Origin of the sequence: Campylobacter concisus (assembly GCF_003048445.1) — a bacterium.
In the GTDB taxonomy this organism is placed as follows: Bacteria; Campylobacterota; Campylobacteria; order Campylobacterales; family Campylobacteraceae; genus Campylobacter_A; species Campylobacter_A concisus_BF.
In genome coordinates this window covers 158,914-170,003 of the sequence record NZ_PIQW01000003.1, presented here as the reverse complement: position 1 = coordinate 170,003, position 11,090 = coordinate 158,914, and the positions used below count along the sequence as shown (strand labels likewise).

Annotated in this window: 15 protein-coding genes; 13 read left to right on the top strand and 2 right to left on the bottom strand. The window is 38.8% G+C overall.

Annotated elements, in window-relative coordinates:
- The 11 genes from CVT14_RS03020 to CVT14_RS02955 form a co-directional block, all read left to right on the top strand.
- Window positions 1–333, top strand: a 333-nt coding sequence (locus tag CVT14_RS03020; RefSeq protein ID WP_159071744.1) for a hypothetical protein, incomplete at its 5' end; no start/stop codon positions are given.
- Between the two features lie 624 nt (window positions 334–957).
- Window positions 958–1,335 carry a hypothetical protein gene (locus CVT14_RS03005; RefSeq protein WP_107849654.1) on the top strand — a complete coding sequence of 126 codons (378 nt, stop codon included), beginning with the start codon at window positions 958–960 and terminating at the stop codon, window positions 1,333–1,335.
- Complete coding sequence (locus CVT14_RS03000; protein ID WP_103633710.1) at window positions 1,332–1,616, top strand: hypothetical protein; 285 nt, start codon at window positions 1,332–1,334, stop codon at window positions 1,614–1,616. Before CVT14_RS03005 ends, CVT14_RS03000 begins: the two co-directional genes overlap by 4 nt.
- A 412-nt stretch (window positions 1,617–2,028) precedes the next feature.
- Complete coding sequence (locus CVT14_RS02990) at window positions 2,029–2,349, top strand: hypothetical protein (protein WP_021089362.1); 321 nt, start codon at window positions 2,029–2,031, stop codon at window positions 2,347–2,349.
- Complete coding sequence (locus CVT14_RS02985; RefSeq protein ID WP_021089410.1) at window positions 2,346–2,630, top strand: hypothetical protein; 285 nt, start codon at window positions 2,346–2,348, stop codon at window positions 2,628–2,630. The genes CVT14_RS02990 and CVT14_RS02985 overlap by 4 nt, the downstream gene beginning before the upstream one ends.
- A gap of 227 nt (window positions 2,631–2,857) precedes the next feature.
- Window positions 2,858–3,043 carry a hypothetical protein gene (locus CVT14_RS02980; RefSeq protein WP_035170010.1) on the top strand — a complete coding sequence of 62 codons (186 nt, stop codon included), beginning with the start codon at window positions 2,858–2,860 and terminating at the stop codon, window positions 3,041–3,043.
- 47 nt (window positions 3,044–3,090) lie between these two features.
- Window positions 3,091–3,429 carry a DUF2614 family zinc ribbon-containing protein gene (locus tag CVT14_RS02975; RefSeq protein WP_021089417.1) on the top strand — a complete coding sequence of 113 codons (339 nt, stop codon included), beginning with the start codon at window positions 3,091–3,093 and terminating at the stop codon, window positions 3,427–3,429.
- 124 nt (window positions 3,430–3,553) lie between these two features.
- Entirely contained in the window at window positions 3,554–4,003 is a 450-nt protein-coding gene (locus CVT14_RS02970; protein WP_035170012.1) for a hypothetical protein, read from the top strand.
- A gap of 5 nt (window positions 4,004–4,008) precedes the next feature.
- Complete coding sequence (locus CVT14_RS02965) at window positions 4,009–4,404, top strand: hypothetical protein (protein WP_021089406.1); 396 nt, start codon at window positions 4,009–4,011, stop codon at window positions 4,402–4,404.
- 49 nt (window positions 4,405–4,453) lie between these two features.
- Window positions 4,454–4,783, top strand: coding sequence for a hypothetical protein (locus CVT14_RS02960; protein ID WP_035170014.1), 330 nt, complete (start codon window positions 4,454–4,456; stop codon window positions 4,781–4,783).
- 28 nt (window positions 4,784–4,811) lie between these two features.
- A complete protein-coding gene (locus tag CVT14_RS02955) occupies window positions 4,812–5,126 on the top strand; it encodes a hypothetical protein (RefSeq protein WP_107849653.1) in 315 nt (104 codons plus the stop codon).
- Between the two features lies 1 nt (window position 5,127).
- On the opposite strand, the gene CVT14_RS02950 is transcribed toward CVT14_RS02955, so the two are convergent.
- Entirely contained in the window at window positions 5,128–5,628 is a 501-nt protein-coding gene (locus CVT14_RS02950) for a DNA-deoxyinosine glycosylase (protein WP_021089364.1), read from the bottom strand.
- A 96-nt stretch (window positions 5,629–5,724) separates the two neighbouring features.
- On the opposite strand from CVT14_RS02950, the gene CVT14_RS02945 reads away from it, so the two are divergent.
- On the top strand, window positions 5,725–6,156 hold the full coding sequence (locus CVT14_RS02945) for a hypothetical protein (RefSeq protein WP_187153564.1): 432 nt from the start codon (window positions 5,725–5,727) through the stop codon (window positions 6,154–6,156).
- Between the two features lie 30 nt (window positions 6,157–6,186).
- Here the strand turns inward: CVT14_RS02945 and nifJ are convergent, their stop codons facing one another.
- Complete coding sequence (nifJ, locus tag CVT14_RS02940; protein ID WP_107849652.1) at window positions 6,187–9,738, bottom strand: pyruvate:ferredoxin (flavodoxin) oxidoreductase; 3,552 nt, start codon at window positions 9,736–9,738, stop codon at window positions 6,187–6,189.
- Window positions 9,739–9,894: 156 nt separating this feature from the next.
- Here nifJ and CVT14_RS02935 point away from each other — a divergent pair, with 156 nt between their 5' ends.
- Window positions 9,895–11,061: a sugar transporter gene (locus CVT14_RS02935; protein WP_107849651.1), complete on the top strand. Its 1,167-nt coding sequence runs from the start codon at window positions 9,895–9,897 to the stop codon at window positions 11,059–11,061.
- Window positions 11,062–11,090 lie beyond the last annotated feature (29 nt).

Genomic DNA, 11,090 nt, shown 5'->3' with positions numbered 1-11,090 from the left:
TTAGGCGGAGCATATGGTGGAGCTGCTAGCGGTTTATTCTCGGCAATAGGTAGAGGCGCTTTTGTTAACTCATCTACAGAACTATACTCTCAACTTAAAGATAGATCAAAAGATGTGGATAAAGATAGAGTGTTTAGTAAATTATTTTTAGGTGGAGCTTTTGGTGCATTCGGCAATATAGCAGGAAATTTTGGTAAAACCATAAAAGTTGGTGATGGAAATTTGCAGACTGAGGCTGAAAGTATAGTATCAGTTGTTACAGGAACGGGTCAAGCAGTAGCCGATAGTATAAAAAGCAAAAATGACAAAGATAAAAAAGATAACAAAAAATGAAAAAATTTCTAATTATTTTTTTTGGTAGCATATTATGTCTCGGCTTTATAGTAATCCTAAAACTTCTCTTTGGAGAATACTACGGTGACGTTATTTTTGCTGGAATAATCTTGACCAATATATATTACATAATTAAAAACGGCATAAAAAAGAGTGACTTTCGGAAAAAGAATTTTAAAACAATGGACGTCACAATAGGTGGCGTCTCTTTGGTGCAGGCTATATTTGTATTTATAATGTGGGTTGGTTACAATGCCACAAGGGGATAAACATAAAAGTTGGTATAGTATCTTGTTGCAGGAACGGGTCAAGTAGTAGCCGATAGTATAAAAAGCAAAAATGACAAAAGACAAAAATGAAGAAATTCTTTAAAAAACTATTTTTTACACTTGTTGTCGCTATAATATTCGGTCTTGTTCTAAATGGCTTTTTGCATATATTAAAATACTTTTTCGGAGAAATTTATTATATAGATGCGATATATGCTATGTGTATATGCGTATCTTTATTTTTTATAGCAAAAAACGGTATCAAAAAAAGTGATCTCACTAGCGATAACATTAAACACATGGAGATAAAGTACGGTAGCGTAGCTTTATTCTACGCAGTTATCGAGTCTATCTTATGGATATTATTAATATACTTAAGAAAATAAATTTACAAGGCAAATTTGGTACATATATGGTAATAGGTGCTGGTAATTTACTATCAGCAATAGGTAGAGGCGCCTTTGTTAACTCATCTACAGAACTATATTCTCAGCTTAAAGATAGATCAAAAGATGTAGACGCAGAGAGAGTGGTCGGAAAAGGTTTTGCTGGTGGATTTTATGGACTGTTTGGTAGCATTGCGGGAGCAGGCGGCAAAACCATAAAAGTTGGCAATGGGGATTTGCAGACCGCAGCTGAAGCTGTGGCAAGTATATTTACTGGAATAGCTCAGGCAGCAGCCGATAGTATGAATAGTAAGGATAGTAAAAACAACAAAGACGATAAAAAATGAAAAATGGTTTTCTTCAATTTTTAATAATAATTGCTGGTGTGGCATTTTTGCTTATCTGCTTAAGAATATTAGTTTACTTCTTTGGAGAACACTATATTGATGCCATGGCTGTGTTGCTAATATTTGCCAATGTGTGTTTTATGATTAAAAACGGTATAAAAAAGAGCGATTTTAAAAAAGAATATATACAAAAAATGGAAATAAAAAGAGGCGGTATCGCTTTAATTCACTCTTTTTTAGTTTTTGTATTTTGGCTTCTTTACAATGCCACAATGAGATAAACATAAAAGTTGGTATAGTATCTTGTTGCAGGAACGGGTCAAGTAGTAGCCGATAGTATAAAAAGCAAAAATGACAAAAGACAAAAATGAAGAAATTCTTTAAAAAACTATTTTTTACACTTGTTGTCGCTATAATATTCGGTCTTGTTCTAAATGGCTTTTTGCATATATTAAAATACTTTTTCGGAGAAATTTATTATATAGATGCGATATATGCTATGTGTATATGCGTATCTTTATTTTTTATAGCAAAAAACGGTATCAAAAAAAGTGATCTCACTAGCGATAACATTAAACACATGGAGATAAAGTATGGTAGCGTAGCTTTATTCTATGCAGTTATCGAGTCTATCTTATGGATATTATTAATATACTTAAGAAAATAAATTTATAAGGCAAATTTGGTACAGATATGGTAATAGGTGCTGGTAATTTACTATTAGCAATAGGCAGAGGCGCTTTTGCTAACTCATCTACTGAGCTATACTCTCAACTTAAAGATAGGTCAAAAGATGTGGATAAAGATAGAGTGTTTAGTAAATTATTTTTAGGTGGAGCTTTTGGTGCATTCGGCAATATAGCAGGAAATTTTGGTAAAACTATAAAAGTTGGTGATGGGGATTTACAGACCGCAGCTGAAGCAGGAACAAATTTTCTTACTACAATCGGACAAGCTATTGCAGATAGTGTAGAAAGCAAAAAAGATAAAGCTAAAAAAGCAGAGAAGCAATGAAAAAGAATTGGATTGTATTTTTTGGATCAATAGCATTTTTTATAGTAGGTGCTATTTGCATAATAATCCTAAAACTTCTCTTTGGAGAACACTATATTGATGCCATGGCTGTATTGCTAATATTTGCCAATGTATGTTTTATAATAAAAAATGGTATAAAAAAGAGCGATATTAAAAAAGAATATATACAAAAAATGGAAATAAAAAGAGGTGGAGTCGCTTTAATCCACTCTTTTTTAGTTTTTGTATTTTGGCTGCTTTACAATGCAACAAGAGGATAAACATAAAAGTTGGCGTTTTGGATAAAACAACGTTTAAATCTGTTAAATTTAAGCAAGAGTTGAATGCAAAAATCCAAATGACATCAACAAAGCTAAACCTAAATTCTTTAGAATTTCTGGATTAAAAAGCCATAGGGAGAAATTTAGAGAATGGATATGATAGTAAATAAAAATAATAAGCAGCACCGTCTAACAAATGGGCGTTTTGTGCAAAAAGTGTGAAACAAATGAACTATTTAATAGGTTTTATTATTTTTGCCGGAGGGCTGTCTATACTCATAGATCCAACTCCACCGATAAATATTTTTGGTCTGCCAAAAGGAGATGTTATCCCTTATGGTCTAAATATACCAGTCGGATTGGTCATGGCGATGCTTGGCTTGCTTTTTATATATAGGGAGTTAAAAAAGTAGTTGAGGAACTGTAAATTTGACCCTTGTTGGCTTAAAGGCAATGAAAAATGAGTAATTTCTTTATATCTATTGGACTTTTAATAACTGCTATTCAAATTTTTACTAGCAAGAAAATAGCAAGAGCATATGATAGTACCGACTACTCTTTGATGGGAGATTTCTACTTGCTTTCTGGTGTGACGGCATTAGCGGGCGCCATATTATTTTTTTGGCTTGGATATAGGTCTATTAAATTTAAAAATATCAAGAAAGAATTTGAAGACAAATGGTGTAATAGCTGTGGCAAAGTCATTAAAGTCAGCAAAGATGTCTCTTGGTGCCCAGATTGTGGCAAGTCACTAACTAAATTTAACGACAAGCACGGTAAAAAAGCATCTAAAAAATAGCGTCATCTTATCAACCATGCAAATTTCATATAAATTCATTTAAAATTTAGGCGATATTGCCAAGATAAGAAGTAGAGCAGAGTTTATACTTGCCGATCAGTTTGGTCGAAAAAAGGAAGTTTGGTTGGGTAGATTTTGGGATGTTTTCATAAATGGCTTAATTGAAATAACAATAAAAAGTGGATCGCCACTATTATATTTGGTGTTGTTTGATGTGGTTGGTCTAGCTTCTTTTAGCATTTTTTTGAGCATGATTGTGTTTGATCTGTGTTGTTTTATTAAGCATGGATCTATTGAGTACTTTAATAAAAACACAATAATATCTTCTATTTTTGTATCTGCTATTTTTTGTGTGTTTTGTTTTTTGTATATTAATTATAGCTATGGGACATTGTTATATGTAGCAAATTTTTCACTTTTTCTAGCTGGAGCGGTTCTTGTTCTGACTATCTATAAGGAAGTAAAAGCAATGTCAATGAATTATGACAACACCACCAGAGCCAAACCCAAATTCTTTAGAATGTCTCGATCAAAAAGGCGTAAAGAAAATTTGAAAAATAATGCTAGAAAGTAGAAAATATGTTTAATCGCATAGGTGGCTTTTTTATAGGATTTATGTGCTTACTTTACTGTATCTCTATGCTAGCTAACAAAAATGTAAAAGTAGGTGAGAAGTTTTTTAAATTTGACGATGCTGGTTATTTATACTTACTACCAGCACTTGGATTTTTACTGTTAAGCATTTATGGTTTTTGGATGGCTTTTAGAAAAGAGCCGCCAGTCGTGCAAAGGCTAGAGGGCATGTGGTGCCCTGACTGCATGAAATTTTATAATATAGGTGAAACCACATGTGAAAAGTGCGGACAAGAGCTACTAAAATGCTATAACACACACTATGAAACAAGATCAAAACCAAAGAACGAGCCGCTGTTTAGGTCAAAATCTAGAAATAAAAAGCGAAAGTTAAAGAGATAGGAAAGCAATAGCGATCGAGAGGATGTTATAACAAAGTGAAAGAGAACAGATGAAATTTAGAAATTTTATATTATTTATAATCACTCTGGTTGGATACAGTGGTTGTTACTTTAAAACCGCAACTTACGAGATTTTTAAATACAAAAGAGATGGCGAGCTTTATGAGTGGAATAACCAAAATATCCCAAAATATCACAGTGAGCGTAGGGAAATATACGATGACAATAGATATATCTATAAATTTAATGGCGAAGATCCAAGATGTGTTTATGGTTATCTCACAAATAGAAATGACAAGATTGAGAAGGTTGTAGGGTGGGTTATATTGTCTGGAAAAGAGTATTGCAAAGAAACACCAGGAGTAGGGATGTGGATGTAGATAAGACTAACGACTTATGGAAAAATATATGAAATTTAGAAATTTTATATTATTTGCAGTCACTATAATCGGATTTGATGGCTGCTATATAGGCGAGCCAAGCTATGAGGTGTTTAAAGAAACATTGACGGCTAATATCGGAAATCCAAATATTTTACTTGCACAAAACAATAAAAGTGTTTATAACGAAGATAGGTATATATACGAATTTGAAAGACCAAAAGGATGTCACTACGGCTATCTAACCAACAAAGACGACAAACCAGAGAGAGTTTTAGACTGGGTTATATTATCTGGCAAGGAATTTTGCAAAGAAAGACGAGCTTGGGCTTTGTCTTTTTGATCTACTTTAGCGTTCTAGCTATCACCGTCCACTCATTTGTAAGCCTTTCAAGGCTAAATTTAGCATTTGCAGGGCTGGTTGATGGTAGTTTTATAACTTCATTTTTTGTCGCTTTTATGATCTCGCCCTCTAAGTATTTTTTGCAAATTTCGTAAGCCTTGCCGCCATTTGCATAGACTTGTGTGATCTTTGCCTCTTTAAATATCGGCTTTAAATTTGCAGGCACGATCTGGCTCATCTTAGCGTCGCTTGAGCCCTCTATCTCGCATGATATCGCAGCATCATATATCGCGATGTGGTGAGAGAGTAGAAATTTTATCTTTTCATCCGTGCTTTCTGGCACATCAGCATTTAAAATCCTAGCCAACACACGCCAAAAGCGGTTTTGCGGATTTGTATAATAAAAGCCAAATTTACGAGAGATGACAGAGGGAAATGAGCCTAGGATCAAAATTTTAGAGTTTTTATCAAAAATGGGCTTAAAAGGGTGCGTTTGGCTCATATTTTTGCCTTTTAAATTTATGAATAATTTTAGATAATGATATATAAAATTTGCTTTAGAAGTTAAATTTAAGGAGCCGCAGTGCCTTGGCGCAAGATGAGGTTTTTCGATAAGAGCTGGGTAAATGGCGATCTGGACGATGATAAGTTTGAAAAGAGGATAGAGGATTATGGCTCATATATAAGGTCTTTTTATGGCGAGCTAAAGATGCTTGAGAGAATTTTTGTAGATCTAAATTTTAGTGACGCAAAGATAGTATCTTTTGCCTTTATGAAAAGCGGCGCTAGGGTTAAATTTTATATCGGAGACTTGCAAAATGGCTACTGCGAGCTAAGCGTCATTTTTAAAAATTTTCATATAGATGATAGCGCTCTTGGAGAGATCATAGCCAGTGAAGTGGCTTTTGCGGAGAAGAAATTTTATTTTTCATATATGATGGACGATCTTAATGAGCGTCATTTTGTCTTTGATGAGATATGCAATATTAAATTTAAAAAAATTTCAAGCAAGATATATTCTAACTGCTAGAGTAAATTTTAGGTGCAAAGCACCTAAAATTTAATTGATTTCGTCGCTAAAGTCGGCTAGGCTTAGGCGTTTTAGCTGGCGGTAGCGTCTTTGCGCGTCGGCTTTATTTTTAGCTAGTAGCTCGTCTGCGTGCTCAGGGTTGGTCTTCTTAAGCGAGTTGTAGCGAACCTCATTTAGCAAAAACTCTTCATAAAGCGACCAATCAGGCTCTTTTGATGTGATTTTGAGCGGATTTTGTCCCTCTTTTAAAAGGCGCGGATCGTATAGGTATGTCGGCCAGTATCCGCATTTTGTGGCGAGTTCGCCTTGGCCACCAGACTGCGACAAGCCACCTTTGATGCCGTGAGCGATGCACGGAGAGTAGGCGATGATGAGGCTTGGGCCATCATACGCTTCGGCCGCTGCGATCGCTTTTATCACGTTTGCTTGGCTCGCGTTTGAGTTGATCTGCGCTACGAAAATGTTGCCGTAAGTCATCGCGATGTAGCCAAGGTCCTTTTTCTGAGCTGGCTTGCCGCTAGCTGTAAATTGCGCTATCGAGCCTGCGCGGCTTGATTTTGAGCTTTGGCCGCCAGTGTTTGAATAAACTTCGGTGTCAAGCACTAGCGCATTTACGTTCTCGCCGCTTGCTAGCACGTGGTCAAGTCCGCCAAAGCCGATGTCATACGCCCAGCCGTCGCCGCCGATGATCCATTGCGACTTTTTGACGAGAAATTTCTTAAGCTCTAAAATTTCTTTAACGCCTGGCGCGCTTAAATTTTGCTCTAAAATAGGCAATAAATTTTTCGTGATCTCTTGAGTTTTAACGCCATCATTTTTGAAATTTATCCAGTCGTTGTAAAGCGCTGAAAGTGCGTTTGGCACGCTATCTATGTTGTTTCTCATTATATCTTCGATGCGGTGGCGCATAGTCTCCATCGCTACGTTCATACCCATGCCAAATTCTGCATTATCTTCAAATAGCGAGTTTGCCCACGCAACGCCTTTGCCTTCGTCATTTGTGGTGTATGGAGTAGATGGAGCTGAGCCGCCATATATCGAGCTACAACCAGTTGCGTTTGCAACGATCATGCGCTCGCCAAAGAGCCTTGTTATAAGCGTGATATACGGAGTTTCGCCACATCCTGGGCAAGCGCCGTGGAATTCAAAGAGCGGCTTAGCAAAGCCAACGCCCTTAACGCTCTCTTTGTTCATGAGATCGTCTTTATAAGCGACCTTTTTAAATAGATAATCAGCATTTTCTTGCTCGTTTTTGCCTAACTCTTCTTCAAGCGGCACCATGACGAGCGATTTTTCTTTGCTTGGGCAGTTTTGCGCGCATAGCTCGCAGCCGGTGCAGTCTAGCGGGCTTACTTGGATTTTATATTTTAGTCCCTTGACCTCTTTGCCTTTTGCCTCTAGGTTGTGCTCTTTTACGCCATCTGGGGCTGCGCTAAGCTCGTTTTCGTCTATCAAAAATGGCCTGATGACAGCGTGCGGGCAGACAAATGCGCACTGGTTGCACTGGATGCAGTTTTGCTCGATCCATTTTGGCACCATGACGCCAACGCCGCGCTTCTCGTAAGCCGTCGTGCCAGCTTCAAAGTGGCCGTCTTCGTAGCCTATGAAAGCTGAGACTGGCAGGCTGTCACCGCGAGCCGCATTTATCGGTTTTACGACGTTTTCGATGAAGCTGTTGCCAATATATTTTTCATCTTTTTGATCATCATTTGCTAAATTTGCCCACGCAGGATCGACTGGCACTTTTATGAGGCCGTTTGCGCCAACGTCGATAGCGTTGTAGTTCATCTGCACGATCGCCTCGCCTTTTTTAGCGTAGGCTTTGTGCGCGTACTCTTTCATATATTTTTGCGCATCTTCAAATGGTATGATGTCTGCAAGCTTGAAAAATGCCGACTGCATTATGGTGTTTGTGCGGTTTTTAAGGCCGATGTCGTGTGCTAGCTTTGTTGCGTTTATGATGTAGAAATTTATATTTTTGCTAGCTAAAATTTTCTTAACTTTATTTGGCAGTTTGGCGATCGTCTGCTCTGTGTCCCAGATAGAGTTTAGTAAAAATGTGCCGTTTTCTCTGATGCCATCAATGACGTCGTAAATTTCAAGATATGCTGCGACTGAGCATGCTACAAAGTGCGGGTTTGAGACGAGATAGGTAGAGCGGATAGGCTTTTTGCCAAAGCGAAGATGCGAGCGCGTGTAACCGCCTGATTTTTTACTATCGTAGGCAAAATATGCCTGCGCGTAAAGATCAGTCTTATCGCCGATGATCTTAATAGAATTTTTGTTTGCGCCCACGGTACCATCAGCGCCAAGACCGTAAAATAAGCACTCTTTAACGCTCTCATCGCTTAGTGAAATTTTCTCTCCAGTCGGTAGCGACGTAAAAGTTACGTCATCAACGATACCAACTGTAAAGCCATCTTTTGGCTCGCTTTGGCTTAAATTTTCAAATACAGCTAGCATTTGCGCAGGATCGACGTCCTTTGAGCTTAGGCCGTATCTGCCGCCAACGATCACTGGAGCGTCCTTTTGGCCGTAAAATGCAGCTTTTATATCAAGATATAGCGGCTCACCAAGACTGCCAGGCTCTTTTGTACGGTCAAGGACGGCTATTTTTTTCACGCTCTTTGGCATCACGTCAAAGAGATACTTCGTGCTAAATGGGCGGTACAAATGCACATTGATGATGCCCACCTTTTCGCCTTTTGCGTTTAGATAATCAACGACCTCTTCAAGGGTCTGCGTCACTGAGCCCATAGCTACGATGACGCGCGTAGCCTCAGGGTCGCCGTAGTAGTTAAATGGCTTGTAGTCACGGCCGGTGATCTTTGAAATTTCAGCTAGATACTCTGCTACGATATCTGGCACTGCGTCATAGAAGCGGTTGCTTAGCTCTCTTGTTTGAAAGTAGATATCATCATTTTGCGCTGTGCCTCTTGTTTTTGGGCTCTCTGGATTTAGTGCATTGTCTCTAAATTTCTGTAGCGCCTCGCGGTCAAGAAGCCTGTCAAAGTGCGCGTAGTCAAGCACCTCGACCTTTTGAATTTCATGGCTCGTTCTAAAGCCGTCAAAGAAGTGTAAAAATGGCACTCTGCCCTTAATCGCTGCTAAATGCGCTACGCCAGCGATATCCATCACCTCTTGCACTGAGCCGCTTGCTAGCATAGCAAAGCCGGTTTGGCGACAGGCATATATGTCTTGGTGGTCGCCAAATATTGAAAGAGCCTGTGCCGCGAGCGAGCGAGCTGAGACGTGGATGACGCCAGGTAGGAGCTGTCCTGCGATCTTATACATATTTGGAATTTTTAAAAGTAGGCCTTGAGAAGCTGTGTAGGTCGTAGTTAGCGCACCAACTTGTAGCGAGCCATGCACCGTGCCAGCTGCTCCGCCCTCGCTTTGCATCTCGACTACTTTTACTGGCATACCAAATAAATTTTTCTTGCCCTGCGCTGCCCAAAGGTCAGTGTAGTCAGCCATAGGCGAGCTAGGAGTGATAGGGTAAATTCCAGCTACTTCGGTAAATGCGTACGATGCGTAAGCTGCGGCCTCGTTTCCGTCCATAGTTTTCATTATTTTTGACATATTTCCGCCTTAAAATTATCTTAAAAATGGCTTTATTATAAGGAAATAATCCAAAATTTGTCATTAATCTCTATCATTAAAAAATTAAAATTTATAAATAACTAAGATGTAAGTCAAATTTTAATATTGTAGAGGCAAAGTAAAAAGGATAAAATTTTGATAAATATTCATAAAATAGCCTATCTAAGGGTTATCGCGCTAGCTTTTGCAGCTTTTATATTTAATACAACTGAGTTCGTGCCAGTGCCGCTTTTAAGCGACATAGCAAAGGATTTTGGCATGAGTACGGCTGATACTGGGCTCATCATTACGATATATGCGTGGAGTGTGACGATACTCTCGCTACCATTTATGCTTTTAACTGCAAATTTAGAGAGAAGGTCGCTACTTTTAAAGGTTTTTATCATCTTTGTCGCTTCTCACGCACTTTGCGCGGTCGCTTGGAATTTCACGGTTTTAGTCATAGCTCGTGTGCTAATAGCCATCTCACACGCCATATTTTGGTCGATCACCGCCTCGCTTGCTGTTAGAGTTGCCCCTATCAATAAAAGCTCGCAAGCCCTTGGACTGCTGGCTCTTGGAACATCGATGGCGATGATACTTGGCTTGCCGCTTGGTAGGATTTTAGGCGATAGCTTGGGCTGGCGTGTCACATTTGGGCTGATAGGGATATTTGCTGTGGGCGTTGGCGCTTGGCTATATAAAATTTTGCCACTTTTGCCTAGCAAAAACTCAGGCTCGCTAAAGAGTTTGCCAGAGTTAGCAAGAAATGGCTTTTTGATGGTGATATTTTTGCTAACTGCTATCGTTATCAGCGCGCATTTTAGCACCTATAGCTACATCGAGCCGTTTGCTAAAGATATTAGTGGCTTTGATGGTAAATTTATCACTATATTTTTGCTTTTGTTTGGCGTCGCTGGTATCGTAGCAAGCGCGCTTTTCTCTAAATTTTATAAGCTCATACCAAATGCTTTTACAGCTATCTCAATAGCGATCATTTTAGCCTGCTTGCTTGCGTTAAATTTGATCGCTACAAATGAGACTTTGATGCTTGTGCTTGCCTTTATCTGGGGGCTTGGCATAGCTGGGATAAATATGAGCTTTCAGATAAAGGTGCTAAGCTTAGCCTCAAACGCCACGGACGCTGCGATGGCGATATACTCAGCTATTTATAATATCGGCATAGGAGCTGGCGCGCTCATCGGACATCAGACGATAGTCCGCCTTGGCGAGCAAAATATCGGCAACGTTGGTAGCCTTTTTGCAGTGGTTGGGCTTGTCATCTTTCTTGTTGCGGCGGCTAAATTTAAAAAGGCTGAGTAAATTTAGCCTCTTTAAACAACCAAAAACGT